The sequence below is a fragment of the Vibrio sp. V15_P4S5T153 genome (genome assembly GCF_963874485.1).
In the GTDB taxonomy this organism is placed as follows: Bacteria; Pseudomonadota; Gammaproteobacteria; order Enterobacterales; family Vibrionaceae; genus Vibrio; species Vibrio anguillarum.
Window position 1 is genome coordinate 655,922 of sequence record NZ_CAWNHR010000018.1, and the last position, 14,506, is coordinate 670,427.

Consider the following 14,506-nt stretch of genomic DNA (forward strand, 5'->3'; position numbering starts at 1 on the left):
TCACCCTTCACCTAGACCAGAAGCAATCGCTTTACCGATCGATTCTAATGCTTGCTCGGCGTCTGGCCCCTCAGCTGAAAACTGAAGCTGGTGACCATGTTTTACGCCCAGCGCAATGACTTTCATCAGGCTTTTCGCGTTGGCTGTTTTTCCGTCGCCATCTAAGTTAGACACTTTGATATTGGCTTCAAATTTCTTCGCTTCGGCCACCAACATCGCTCCTGGACGAGCGTGCAGACCATGTGCGTTTTTGATTTTAAATACCGCAACCTTGCTTGCTGCGCTCTCATCTTTTGCCGGAGCTTGTTCATTGTCATTGCTGAAGAAAGCCAATAATTGGGCAGCATTCGCATTGAGTAAGGTTTCTTGCTGCTGCTGAAGCACAAGCTGCGTGAGCTTATCCAGAATGTTTTGGTGGGCATTATTACAAGCGGCAATCGCGATCAAGGCTTTGACGTTGAGTTGATTGTATTCACACGCATTGGCGGTTGACACAAACGAAATGCCCGTGCGTTTGACCGCTTTGTCACTGCTGATTAACCACAATCCCTTGCCTAGGTGGGTTGGCTCTTTCGTGACCAGTTCGGCAACAAATTCATTGTCGGCACAGCCGGTATTGCGTAGCAAACCGCCAGCGACGGCGCTCATCTGTACCATATCACTGGCAGGGAAAAGCAGTTGGATCAACGAAGCATCAAAATCAGGCTCAAATTGCACTTCACCATTGAGGAGTGCAATGACATCATTGGCACTGGACGCTTGTTTCAGTTTCTCTTCAACGCCATCGGCGGACAACACTTGCGTCAGTTGCTTCAGAATGCCCAAATGTTCATCGGATTTCGCTGCAATACCAATCGCGACATAAACGGTTGCGTCGTTACCCCAGTCAACGCCGTTGGGGAAGTGGTGAACAGCAACACCCGTTTGCTTAACCAGTTTACGTGTATCGGTTGTACCGTGTGGGATCGCGATACCATTACCAAGAAAGGTCGAATTCTGAGCTTCACGGTTAAGCATGCCATCGACATAACCTGCTTCGACGAACCCTTTGTTGGTTAGATCCGCTGCGATAGCTCGAATCGCCTCTTGCTTGTTCGTGGGTGATTGGCCCAAAGTAATATTGTTGGAATTGAGTTGCAGCATTTTGGCCTCTTTGCCTTACGGCTTAATTCGTTATCACTTTGAAGTATAGATTTCACCTAAGTGATAGTTTATTAATATGACTTATTCAAGCTGAATCGTTTCAGCTTCTTTCCCAAAAAAATTCAGCAAACCTATTTTTGACGAAAAATAGCGCTGTTCAACTTATTACTCGCACTGCTCATTTTTTATAACACTCACATTTGGTGATCTTTACATCGATGAAGTGATGGTCAAATGTAGCCTTAGTTATCATTTTGTAATTTTGCTGAATCCTTTCAGCTTTTATACTGAATCGATTCAGCGTATAATTCAACTTCATCAAGGATCAAAAAATGAGTTCTATGATCCGACGCACAGAACAAGAGTGGTTGATATGACACTAGATGAGATAGCGAAGTTAGCGGGAGTCTCTAAAACCACCGCCAGTTATGTAATCAATGGCAAAGCGCAGAAGTACCGCATTAGTGAAAAAACCCAGCAGAAAGTGATGGCCGTGGTGGATGCTCATAATTACCGTCCCGATCACGCCGCTTCTGCTTTGCGAGCAGGAAATAGCCGCTCTTTTGGGCTGATCATCCCTGATCTTGAGAACACCAGTTACGCGCGTCTTGCTAAATTGTTAGAACAGAACTCTCGCCAAGCGGGTTACCAAATTCTCATCGCCTGTTCGGACGATGACCCGCATACCGAGATGTCGGTGGTGGATGCCTTAGTCTCACGCCGCATCGATGCGCTATTTGTCGCCAGCGCGATTCCTCACGCCAGTGAGTTTTATCTCAAGTTGCAACATTCAGGCACTCCGGTTATTGCGATTGACCGCCCGTTAGATGATGAATTTTTCGCCTGTGTGATCAGTGAAGATTTCAACGCCGCGTTTGAATTGACTCACTCTCTATTAACGCCGGAGATTAAAACCGTTGGTTTGGTCGGTGCATTACCAGAGCTTAATATTTCGCAAGAGCGCCAGTTGGGTTTTGAAGCCGCGTTAAGAGCGAAAACTGTGCACAGTGTTATCGGTTATGGCGCGCACTTTAATCGAGAAGAGGGCAAACGAGTGGTGAATGAATGGATCGCCAATAACAGTATGCCAGATGCGATCGTCGCGACTTCCTACACCCTGCTTGAAGGGATTTTAGATGTATTGTTTGAAAACCCAAGCTTGATGAATCGTGTGAAGTTATCGACATTTGGTGATAATCGTTTACTTGATTTCTTGCCGATTAAAATCAACTCGTTGCCGCAGCAGTTTGAATTGATTGCCGACAGCGCACTCGCGTTGGCACTCAACGCTTCGGCAAAACGTTATCAAGCTGGGATCGAATTGGTGCCTCGTAAACTGAAAGTTCGGATTCATTGATGGTCACTTTTTAGCTTGATTTTTATAAAGTCATCAAGAAAATTCACGTAACCTAAGCTCTGTTTTGCTCGATCTTACGTCGCTTTTCTTGGTTAATCGCGTATTATGAAGCACTTTGATTTTCGCTATCTTTAGGGTTGGAATGAAGTTTCTGCACACCTCTGACTGGCATCTCGGTCGACAATTTCATAACGTTTCTTTATTGGATGATCAGCGCGCAGTACTCAATCAATTGATTGAGTATCTGCAGTGCAATCGGGTGGATGCTTTAATCATCGCCGGAGATATCTACGATCGTTCAGTTCCACCGACTGCAGCCATTGAATTGATGGATGATATAGTCAACCGCGTGTGCAACGAGCTTTCCATCCCCTTAATTATGATCCCTGGTAACCACGACGGGGCGAAGCGTTTAGGCTTTGCGGCCAAGCAGATGCAACACTCGGGCTTGCACATTATTAGCAATTTTGAACAGATGATGCAGCCTGTGGTACTAAAATCAGCCATTGCTGGTGAAGTGGCATTTTATGGTATGCCTTATAACGACCCTGAAGTCGTTCGCCACCACTTTGGAGAGGCCGTAACCAGCCATGATGAAGCCCATCAATACCTCATTAAGCAGATTACATCGCAGCGGGATTCGTCACAACGTCACGTTATGATTAGCCACTGCTTTGTTGATGGCGCTATCGAATCTGACTCTGAACGTCCTTTGTCCATTGGCGGCTCTGATCGTGTCAGTCATCAACACTTTGTAGCTTTTGATTATGTTGCACTCGGCCATCTGCACCAACCGCAGAAAAAAGGGGAAGAGTATATCCGTTACTCTGGCTCTCTAATGAAATACAGCTTTTCAGAGCAGCACCACAAGAAAGGAGCGACCTTGGTTGAATTTGATGAACAAGGTTTTGCCAGCGCCACACATGTGCCACTGACTGCTCCTCATAGCATGCGTATTATTGAAGGTGAGTTGCTGGAGATCATCGAGCAAGGCAAAACAGACCCACACAACCACGATTATCTGTTAGTTCGTCTTACCGACAAACACGCGATACTGGACCCGATGGAAAAACTGCGTCAATCCTACCCCAACGTACTGCATTTAGAAAAACCGGGCATGTTGGTGGGAGTGGATCAAGCAATGGGGCGTGCACGTTTGGCACGCGGTGAGGTGGATATGTTCCGCGATTTTTTCTTAGAAGCTAAGCAAGAAGCGTTAACCGCAGCGCAAGAGCAAGCGGTGATCGACGTCATTCAAGCCCTAAAACCGGGAGCCCAAGTCTAATGCGTCCAATACAATTGACTCTGCAAGCATTTGGCCCCTTTGCTCATAAAGAAGTGGTGGATTTTACCGCCTTGGGTGCCTCGCCGCTATTTTTGATTAATGGTCCAACCGGAGCGGGCAAAAGTTCACTGCTCGATGCCATTTGCTACGCTTTGTATGGTGAAACGACAGGCAGTGAGCGTACTGGTGATCAAATGCGCTGCGACTACGCGGACCCGCACACGCTCACCGAAATCAGCTACCAGTTTGAGCTTGGCGGGCGAATCTACCAAGTTGATCGCTCGCCCGACCAAGAAGTGCCGAAAAAACGCGGTGAAGGCTCAACAAAAAAATCCCATGCCGCGAGCTTGTTTGAATGGGTCGATGGCGAAATGAAATTGCTTGCTAACAAACCCAATCCCGTCGGTAAAGCAGTGGTGGAATTGGTCGGTTTAGATGTAAAACAGTTTCGCCAAGTGATGGTCATCCCCCAAGGGAAATTTCGTGAATTACTGACTGCCAACTCCAAAGAGCGGGAGCAAATCTTTGGTCAGTTGTTTCAAACTCACATTTATAGCCAAATTGAACGAGCGCTGTTTGAGAAAGCGGCGGGGATCCGCAAAGCGAAAGAAGAATTTGATCACCAAATTAAAGGCGCATTGGACGTCGTGAACGCAACTAGCGAGTCACACCTTGAAGCGTGCATTGCTGAGCTGTCACCGCAATTGACGGCCGCTCACGCAGCGTACCTAGATGCCCAGCAAAGGTTTGATGCAGCGAGCAGCGAGCAAAAGGCGGCGCAAACCCTTGCTAAACAATTTCAAGAGCAGCGTCAACTCGTGCAACTTAAAGCCGATCACGATGCACAATCGTCAGTCATCGATGCGGTAAAAGCTCAAAGGCATCAAGCCTTGCAAGCTACGCGCTTAGATTCACCCTATTACGAATTACAATCGTCACAACGTCAGTTAGAAGCGGCCAACCAAGCAAAAGTCGAAAAAGAACAAGCGCTTACACAGTCACAACAGCAGTGGCAACAAGCTAAAGCGGCTCAAGAAGACGCGGCAGAAAAAGTCAAAATAGTGCCGAATCTGATGCAACAAATTTATGACTTAAACCTAATCAAAACTAAGCTTGTTGAGCGAGAACATCATCAAAAAGCGCTGCAACAAGCCTTACGTGAAGTGGAGCTCGCGACGCAAAATCGCCACAACTTGCACGCCGCTGTTGAGCAGTTTGAGCAGCAAATTATGCTTAAGCGTCAAGAGTGCGAAAGAGTCAACCAACAGTTGGCTGAGTTAAAAGGACAGCGCTTAGAGCTTGAAACCATCAAACAGCAGATTGATCGCTTATCAAAGCTGCAGCAGCTTGAACAGCGTTTAGCCACAGAACAAGCTGCACTGCGCCATAGTCGGCAGCAGTTTGAGTTGGCGCAGCGCGCAACATTGGACGCGAAACAGCAAGCCGATAAATTAGAGCTGATTTGGCACACCAACCAAGCCGCCGAGCTGGCTCGAACCTTGGAGCAAGGCGACGAGTGCCCGGTGTGTGGCAGTTGCGATCATCCTAAATTAGCGCGTTATGCCGGAGAAACGGTGACTAAGGCGCAAGTGCAGCAGGCGAGAGCGATACAGCAAAATAAACTAACCACTGAGCAAGAAGCGCTGAAGCAGCAACAACTGCGAGAGACCCAATACGCACGGCTTGAGCAAGAGATGGCAAGTTTGAGGGAGTCATTATCTGGAAATACGCAAAGTGTAGTGCAACTGCAGCAAGCTCAAAGCGATCTTGAACATTCCATTGCTCATCTTGAATCGCTCAATCCAGAGCAATTAGCTCAACAATTGGCAAAATTAGAATTGCAGTTAGCACAAGCTAAGCAAAATGCTGAAACGCAGCAGCATAAAGTCGAACAAGCCACCCTGACGGTTGCCAAAGAGCAGACTGAAGTTTCTGCCTTAAGCCAAGGGATCCCGGAGTTGTATCAAGACAGTTTGCATTTGCACCAATCTTTAACCCAGTTAGAGCTGCAATTGGCCAATCTCAACCATTTAGATGCGGAAACTAAAGCGCGCTTCAATCAAGCGAACGCTGATTTTTCTGGTGCGAAAGCGGCGTTGGCGGCGGCGGTCGAACACCAGATTCATTGGCAAAATGCGTTTACGCAGTCACAGCAGCAGTGGCACAGTGCGCTGATTGAGAGCCAGTTCGACGATACTGAGCACTATTTACAGGCACGTTTATCTTCACAGCAGATCGAGCAGCTTGAAAAGCAGATCAAACAATTTGACGAAAGAAGTACGACGTTAAACGCTCAGCTTCAAACATTAGCCAGTGAGCTGAGTGAAAAAAGTGAGCCCAATCTTGCTGAGTATGCAAGCGCGGTCGAGGCTGTAGCCATGTTACAGCAAAGCGCATTGGATCAATGGAGCACGTTACGGTCTAAAATGGATGCCTTAACCAGTGTGAAAGAAAAAATCGCTATTTTACATATAAAAAATGAAGCCTTAGAGCAAGAGTACCAAGTATTTGGGACTTTGAGCGATATCGCCAACGGCAAAACAGGCGCTAAAGTGAGTTTACACCGCTTTGTTCTTGGCGTGCTGTTAGATGATGTGCTGATCCAAGCCTCAATGAGGCTGCAGATCATGAGTAAGGGGCGTTACCTGCTCAAGCGTAAAGAAGATCGCGCCAAAGGTAATGTGGGTTCAGGGCTTGATCTGATGGTCGAAGATGGCTACACCGGAAAATGGCGAGATGTGGCGACCTTGTCAGGTGGTGAATCTTTTATGGCGGCGTTGTCATTAGCGCTGGGGTTATCGGATGTGGTGCAATCATACAGCGGCGGTATTAAACTGGATACACTGTTCATCGATGAAGGTTTTGGCAGTTTAGATCCTGAGTCATTGGACTTGGCGATTCAAACCCTTGTCGACTTACAACAAGGAGGCCGAACGATCGGCATCATTTCTCACGTGAGCGAGCTGAAAGAGCAAATAGCCTTACGCATTGATGTCGATGTGGCGAGAAACAACGGCAGTTCAATAAGACTTGTTGCATAATGAATGGGAATGTAGGTTATCTTGTGCTAGTTATTAATAAGCATAGCGTGGCGAGTGTGACTCACTTCGACGTTTAAAAAGACCAGGTTATGCATAATGATGATTATAAAAATGAATATATCAGTTTGGTAAGGTTGCATGGACGTAGTAAAAAAAATATACCAGTACGCTGAGCCGAACCTCACCCTTGTGGGATGGATGGGGTTCATTGGTTTTCCCCTCTATTATTACGTGTGGACTTATCTCTTTCCACAACCTTATGAAAGTATGGAGTTACGGGCGATTTGCGCCATTTTATTTGCGGGGATTATTTTTCGCAATTCAACGCCGAAACATTTACAGCACTACTTACCTTACTATTACTTGTTTTCAATAGGATTTTGTTTGCCATTCTTTTTTGGCTACATGATGCTGATGAACGATTGGTCAACGATCTGGGCGATGTCGTTCATGGCGTCTATTTTCCTCCATATCCTCTTAGTCCACGAAACAAAAGTTATGCTGATTCAAGCCGCCATTGCATTAGCATGTGCTTACTTTGTGACTTATGGCGTAATGGACGCGGAACTGCGAGTGATGGTGGAATGGCCGTACGTACCGATTTTTCTATTTACTTACATTTTTGGTAACCTGTTCTATTTTCGTAACCAAATTGAACATGAAGCGAAGGTGTCGATTGCCAAGTCTTTTGGCGCAGGGATTGCGCATGAAATGAGAAATCCATTAAGTGCGTTAAAAGCGTCAATTGAAGTAATGGGTTCAGTATTGCCCAATCCTACGGCATCCAAATCAAAATCTTATATGCTACCGTCTAAAGATTTAGAGCTGATTGCTGGGCTATTAAGAGATGCTGATGAAGTCATTCGCTCCGGTAATGAGACCATTGATTTGCTGTTAACCTCGATTGATCAAAATAGGGTCTCAACATCGACCTTTAAAAAGCATGCTGTAAAGCCTGTTATAGAAGAGGCACTGCGCAGTTTTTCTTATAAAAGACCAGAAGACAGGCAGGCAGTGACTCTTAAGGTGGTGGATGACTTTGATTTTTTAGGCAGCAGTACACTGTTAAAATACGTGCTCTACAATCTACTCAAGAATGCGTTCTACTATCAAAATAACGATATGTTTAATATCCAAATCACCTTGAAATCAAGTGAGAATTGCCACCAAATTACAGTGAAAGACAATGGTGTTGGTATTGAACCTCATTTGCTAGACGATATTTTTAAAGACTTTTATACCTTCGGTAAAAATGGCAGCTATGGTCTGGGGTTACCCTTTTGCCGTAAAGTAATGCATGCTTTTGGAGGGGATATTATCTGCCGTTCTGAACTTGGAGAGTGGACGGAGTTTACCTTAACGTTTCCCGAGTATGATTCGCAAGCCGTTGCTAATATTAAACTTGATCTAATGAAGGCGAAATCTCTGCTTTATATTGGCAAAACGAGCATAGTGAATCGTTATCTCAGTGAGAAATCGTTCTATCTTGGTTTCCAGCTTAATGTCTTAGAGCCTGAGAGTACTTTGCGTCGAGAAGAGTTTGAATTTGAGTTTGATCTGATCTTTGTGGATCTGCAAACGTTGGATGAAACGCCGGATTACTTAACCAAACTGGAACCTAAACTGCATTTTACACAAGCAAAAGTTTGCTATTTATATGACCAAAATCAGCGTTACGCGCTGACGATGGAGCGTCATTTAACCATTTACCCAATTGAAAAGCACAAATTGTTATTGGATGGATCAGCGATTATTGATGAACTACTCTTTGAAACGGAAGAGCTTATTGCCGATAAAAATGTTATCCCGTTAAAACAATATGATTATGAAAAACGAATTTTGTTGGTCGATGATAACCACTCCTTACGTAGCTTCACCGCTCTGTTGCTAGAAAAGCAAGGGTATGAAGTACTGCAAGCGAGCGATGGGGAATTAGCATTACAAATGTTGGCCAATAATTCAATTGACTTGGTGTTAATGGATATTGAAATGCCGATTATGGATGGTATTTCGGCCACTTTATCTATCCGTTCATCCACCGCTTCTTACAGTAAAGTGCCTATTATTGGGCACACGGGTGACAATAGCCCTTCAACGATAGAAAAAATCCGTACATCAGGAATGAATGATTACGTTTTAAAACCAGCGGATAAAACGCTATTGTTAAAAAAATTAAGTCACTGGATTTAATAACCCTAGGTAAACCCTAGGGTTATTCCTTACCTTATCCTTCTTATTTGAGATTGCACCATTGGTTTAGTATGTCGATGCGTGACTTACTTGAAGTAGAGACTGCTATCATTTTGGGCCCTTTCACACACGGTTAATATGGTGTCAATTTGTGAGTCAGTGACATTACTATTTAACGAAAGCCGAATAATGTTTTTATTCTTTGAAGTGGCAGGCCTGCAAAAAACAGCACCAAATATTTGATTCTCTTCTAAATAATCGCGAACTTTTTCTGTATTTCGTTCATCTCCGGTTTCTAGCGCTATGATTTGGGACTCACTTCGTACGCTTAGCCCTATACTATTTAGTCCACGACGCAGTGTGTGTGCATTGCGGTGCAACTGAGTTCTTTTAGAATCGGCTGATTTGATAATGTCCAATGTCGCTTCTAACGCTTCGACTTCATAAGGCAAAATAGTTGAACTAAAAATAGCGGGATAACCCACAAAAGGGATACAGTGATTCACATTATTATTCGCCCAAATAGCGCCAGCGCGATACGCGAACGTTTTCGCAAGGCTAGCTGTAATAAAGTCAACCTCTGCTGTTAACCCTAATTCACTGACAAGTCCTGCACCTTTTTCGCCATGTGTGCCAAGTGAATGCGACTCATCAACTAAAATGGCGCATCCATACTCTTTGGCGATAGTGACCAAATCGGTGAGTGGTGCAATCGTACCTATAGTGCTGTAAATCGAATCAACCACAATGAGCCCTGGGCCGTGTCGAGCGATTAGTTTTTGCAAATGATCACAATTATTGTGCATGAATGGGTGAATATTGGCATTAGCGTAACGAGCACCTTCCCACATTGACATGTGAGCAAAAAAATCAATGTAGACGTTACTTTGTGGCCCGCACACGGCTTGCAACAAGGCAGTATTAGCATTCCATCCTGATTGAGAAAGAAGGCAACTATCAAAGCCTACAAATTCTGCAAATTTCGTTTCTAATGAAGGTTTAGACTCTTCATCTTGTAGAAAAATAGCGGACATAAAAACACTATCATGTGTTTTATCGATGGCGTTTTTCAACCGTGCTTTAATTAATGGATGATCAGCCAAGCTTAAATAATCATTACTTTGTAACACTATATCGTTTTTTGTTGGCCTTTTCCCCAGGACTAGGTGTTTTCCGTTAGCATTTGCATTAATCAAATCATTGATAAAATAGTCAATTCTAGATTGTATAGAAGCCGGTAGTTCGTGTTTCCACTTACGTGAATTCATGGTTATATCCTTTATGTGTTTTTAATTAAATGCCAGCTGACAAAGGATATATTGAATATTAATTTAAAATTGTCACGAGTGAGTTTTTATTATTTTGGCTGCTATTGCAAATTAAGGTATAGTGTCTTTTATATTGTTCGTCATTGCCTAGGCTTATCCAGCCCTAATTAATTTTTAATTAAAGATAAATATTAGGTTTTTATTTATTAGCAAATAATTCAGGCCAATACATTTTTATATAACCAATAGAAACCCAAACGACTAAGAAAGTAGCAATAGTCAATTCAAATAACCCAAATTGATGTAACCAGTGCCATTGCGGGTACTGTCCTTCAAAGAAGGTGGTTAAACGATGCATGGCGATAGCACTGATGACAGAAGGGAAGGTCACAGCAGCAATAGACGGTTGAAACTTGAGCCTGAGCAGACGGATATAGCAAAGGTAAATAAGCAGTGTCATGGTGATGGCAATGCCAGCCAGTGCGCCTGTTAATATTGGATCAGGATGAGGGAAGTTGACCAAATACGTCGCGAGGGTGAGGTTAATAGGTGCAGCCATAATCGCGAGTGTTGGGCGTGCGCGTTTAGGTAACATTCCAGCAAACACCAAACGATATAACACTAACGGCAGCATAAAAAAATAGATAGCGATACAGACAGAGACGAGTGTTTCTGAAAAGACAGTGTGGCCAAATTGCGTGCCAGCGAGCGAGCTACTGATTAACCCAACCGGATAAAGAAACCAGCTTGGTACAATATGGCTGATTTTAAAGTTCATGGCCTGAAAACTGAAGAAAAGCAGCATCATGGTGAAGTGCAGCAAGAGCGCGGTAAACCAAATAGGATAAGCAATGAGCGGTGAAATTAAAGCGAGATAATCACTTAAGATCAGTAAAGTCATGCTCATTGGAGCCATCAAGCTACCGGAAAGAGGGTGGCGAATGTCCTCCATGAATGTCTTGAAGCTGGTGAGGTATTTTAGCAAGACAGGCAGCAGTAATAATGCACCGAGCAGTGCCAAATAGGGGCGAATAATGAGACCGACCGAGGGAATATAAAGCGCCCACGCATGCCCGAGGCTGATCACACCTAATGCTAGCGCCGCTTGAGAGGGCGGTGTGCTTTGTACTTGAATTAACCTTTTCCAGTTCAACGATAAACTCCATGTCATCATTTGCTCTAGAAAATGAATAATGTATTTCTAGCAGCCAGCAAACGAGCGCATTATCAAGTTTATCGAGTTGTGGTGCAACATCTCACCTTCTAATTTGTTACTTAGACATAACAATTCGCAGCGGAGTCAATATTCATGAGTCTCACAATTACTCTTTTGGTGGAAGATCTTGTTGTTGCAGCTTGGCATTTTTCAAGGTGCGATGAAGCAACTGGCTATAAATGGGTTGGCCGCCAAGTAATTGAGCGAAAATAACCGCGCCAAGGCTAGTAATAATCAGCGGTAAAATTAAATAATAATTATTGGTCATTTCAATAACTAATAAAATACCTGTAATGGGTGCGCGAACCGTTGCGGAAAACAGTGCACCCATGCCTGCAATGGCGAACATTCCTGGGTCAATCGCTAATTGTGGTAACAGTTCTTGCGCAATCAGGCCAAAGGCGTAGCCAAACAGCGTGCCTAATGCCAGCATTGGTGCAAAAATCCCGCCCGGAGCACCAGAACCAAAGCAGATCAAGGTGGTAAAAATACGACCAATGAACAAAAGCAGCAAGATAGCGGCACCGTAGTCACCATTGGTGATATTAGGGATTAGTGAGATGCCACCCCCAGTCAATTCAGGAATATACAATAAAGTTAAGCCAAAACAGCCTCCCAATAATGAACCCGTGAGTAAATATCGCTTACGATCATTGCGATGAATTTTGGCAAAAATATCTTGTGATAGTGTGATTAAACGGTTGAATAGCACACCGAAAATACCAAACAGTCCCCCAAGCAGCAGAAACAGCCACAGTGAAGCCAGCTCTGGTGCTTGATATTGCGGCATTTGGATCACAGCATGTTGGCCATTAATCACGCGAAAGACGATATTTGCCGCCACCGCCGAGACAATGACGGCACGTACTGATATGAGGGTATAGCGAAACTGCGGGCGCATCTCCTCTATCACAAACATGATGCCCGCCAGCGGCGCATTAAATGCGGCAGCTAGGCCTCCAGCTGCGCCAGACGCTAAGAGTGAGTGGCGGGTATCGTCATTTTTGATGCGGAAAATATCCGACACCATTCGGCCAATGGCTCCCCCCATTTGAACCGTGGGCCCTTCACGTCCCAAAACCATACCAGAACCTAAGGCACCCATACCGCCAAAAAACTTCACTGGCAGTACTCGCCACCAACGAACGGGACGCATACCATCCATCGCGCCTTCAATTTCAGGAATGCCAGAACCGGCGGCTTCGGGCGCAAACCGGTGCACAAGGAAATAACCGATAAACGCCAACGCTGCACTGATAAGAAAAGCGGCCAACCACAAGGGTAAGATATTACCAATCTCACTTTTTAACCACTCGGTGCGTGTTTCCGAAACCAGGTGCACAGCGGCCTCAAAGTAAGTACCAACAATCCCAGCAAGAATACCGACAATGAGTGAAAGAAAAAGTATTGAGAGTGGTGTTTTGTCCTTAGAGAGAAATTGGTTAATCGTATCTTTTGGAACTTTTGCAAGCAGTGACTGTTTCAATCTCTCTCTTTTGGTCATGTAAAAAAGGGCCTCGATTGGTAAAATGTGAACATATTTTGTTACAGAATTATACGCGCCAAAGTGATTAACTATAGCGTCAAAGCTGCAATGTTGATTTCCATATCTGGAAGATGGAGAGATTCTCTACTAAAAACGAGATCTGAGTTTAAAATGAGTTAAAAAAACAGAGATTGAACCTTGCTAAGCCAGCCAAATGAACCATAGTTAAAGCGTAAGGCAGATTCAGATATCGTACAGGGAGGAATTCAAGCCTTACCTACAATTTGGATGGAATCAGCAATATTTCAATTCTATGTCCTCGTTTATGATCGGGTTGCATCTATAGTCCTCCCGATTCGCGAACTCACGATTGAGTTACGAGGGGAAAGGCGCGCTCACCGTAGTGCGCCTTTTGTCGTTTATGTACCTCGGCTCATTGTTGCCTGTCTAACTGGCAAACCATGCACTGGCTTCTTATTTCGGTATATACTGCCGCAAAAGGAGTGCTGACATGACAAAAAAAGTACCAACTAACATTATTACCGGTTTTCTTGGTGTAGGAAAAACGACGGCCATTTTGAATTTATTGAAGAATAAACCTGCTGATGAAAAGTGGGCGGTGTTGGTCAATGAGTTTGGAGAAATTGGTATTGATGGGGCGATGATGTCTGACCAAGGCGCGCTGATCAAAGAAGTACCGGGCGGCTGTATGTGCTGCACTGCGGGTGTTCCTATGTCTGTTGGAATTAACGCCTTACTTAGGCAAAAGCCCGATCGTCTATTAATTGAGCCAACAGGGCTTGGACACCCTAAGCAAGTGGTGGCGACTTTAACCTCTGATCAATATGCACCGTATGTCGATTTAAAAGCCACGATCACTTTAGTGGATCCGCGCAACTTGCGTAATGAAAAATACACATCCAACCAAAATTTTAATGACCAATTGGCCAGTGGTGATGTAGTGATTGGCAACAAAGTGGATCAATGCACTAGTGCTGATGTGGATGCATTTAATGACTGGGTGACTGATCAATCACCCGCGAAGATTTTTAGCAAGTTAGTTAAGCAAGGTGAGTTGCCTTTAGAATTATTAGATATTGAACGTCTTCACGGCGCAGCTTCTACTCATATTGAAGCGCATCACCATCATCATGCTTCGTTAGAACCACAGTTTGCCTTACAGCCGGGTAAAGCGTTTGTGCGCAAAGAAAATCGGGGCCAAGGTTATTTCAGTTGTGGTTGGTTAATCGGCGCTGAATACCATTTTGATTTTGATGAGCTCTTTTCTATGCTGAGTGCCCTGACCGCTGAGCGTGTTAAGGCGGTCGTCAATACCGATAAAGGATGCTACGCCTTCAACATCAACCAAGGAGTCGTTTCAGTGAATGAGATGAGCTTAGAAGGGTTTGAATCACGCTTAGAAGTGATTGACTCACAGCTCATGCCATGGGATCAACTCGAAGCGGTATTGCTGAAATTGGCGGGTATCTCTCAATAGGATCCAAAGAAAAACCAACAAA

9 protein-coding genes are annotated in these 14,506 nt (G+C 44.5%); 5 read left to right on the top strand and 4 right to left on the bottom strand.

Going from position 1 to position 14,506, the window contains the following annotated elements:
- Window positions 1-1,143, bottom strand: a complete 1,143-nt coding sequence (gene fruB / locus AACT42_RS18245) for a fused PTS fructose transporter subunit IIA/HPr protein (protein ID WP_094133848.1) — start codon at window positions 1,141-1,143, stop codon at window positions 1-3.
- Window positions 1,144-1,369: 226 nt separating this feature from the next.
- On the opposite strand from fruB, the gene cra reads away from it, so the two are divergent.
- From cra to AACT42_RS18265, 4 genes are all read left to right on the top strand, one after another.
- The gene (cra, locus tag AACT42_RS18250) at window positions 1,370-2,500 is read left to right on the top strand and encodes a catabolite repressor/activator (protein WP_170907762.1); all 1,131 of its coding nucleotides are present in this window, start codon (window positions 1,370-1,372) and stop codon (window positions 2,498-2,500) included.
- A gap of 142 nt (window positions 2,501-2,642) precedes the next feature.
- Window positions 2,643-3,785 carry an exonuclease SbcCD subunit D gene (locus AACT42_RS18255; protein WP_094133849.1) on the top strand — a complete coding sequence of 381 codons (1,143 nt, stop codon included), beginning with the start codon at window positions 2,643-2,645 and terminating at the stop codon, window positions 3,783-3,785.
- A complete protein-coding gene (locus AACT42_RS18260; RefSeq protein ID WP_094133850.1) occupies window positions 3,785-6,826 on the top strand; it encodes an AAA family ATPase in 3,042 nt (1,013 codons plus the stop codon). The genes AACT42_RS18255 and AACT42_RS18260 overlap by 1 nt, the downstream gene beginning before the upstream one ends.
- A 138-nt stretch (window positions 6,827-6,964) precedes the next feature.
- Window positions 6,965-9,016, top strand: coding sequence for a hybrid sensor histidine kinase/response regulator (locus AACT42_RS18265; RefSeq protein WP_094168073.1), 2,052 nt, complete (start codon window positions 6,965-6,967; stop codon window positions 9,014-9,016).
- 86 nt (window positions 9,017-9,102) lie between these two features.
- Here AACT42_RS18265 and cqsA read toward each other — a convergent pair whose 3' ends face one another.
- The 3 genes from cqsA to clcA all read right to left on the bottom strand — a co-directional run bounded on the left by cqsA (window position 9,103) and on the right by clcA (window position 13,004).
- Window positions 9,103-10,284, bottom strand: coding sequence for an alpha-hydroxyketone-type quorum-sensing autoinducer synthase (gene cqsA / locus AACT42_RS18270; protein ID WP_017050024.1), 1,182 nt, complete (start codon window positions 10,282-10,284; stop codon window positions 9,103-9,105).
- Window positions 10,285-10,483: 199 nt separating this feature from the next.
- Window positions 10,484-11,458: a TDT family transporter gene (locus tag AACT42_RS18275; protein ID WP_013868491.1), complete on the bottom strand. Its 975-nt coding sequence runs from the start codon at window positions 11,456-11,458 to the stop codon at window positions 10,484-10,486.
- Between the two features lie 148 nt (window positions 11,459-11,606).
- Window positions 11,607-13,004 carry a H(+)/Cl(-) exchange transporter ClcA gene (clcA, locus tag AACT42_RS18280; RefSeq protein ID WP_094132098.1) on the bottom strand — a complete coding sequence of 466 codons (1,398 nt, stop codon included), beginning with the start codon at window positions 13,002-13,004 and terminating at the stop codon, window positions 11,607-11,609.
- 493 nt (window positions 13,005-13,497) lie between these two features.
- On the opposite strand from clcA, the gene AACT42_RS18285 reads away from it, so the two are divergent.
- Window positions 13,498-14,484, top strand: a complete 987-nt coding sequence (locus AACT42_RS18285; RefSeq protein WP_010320211.1) for a CobW family GTP-binding protein — start codon at window positions 13,498-13,500, stop codon at window positions 14,482-14,484.
- Window positions 14,485-14,506: the final 22 nt, after the last annotated feature.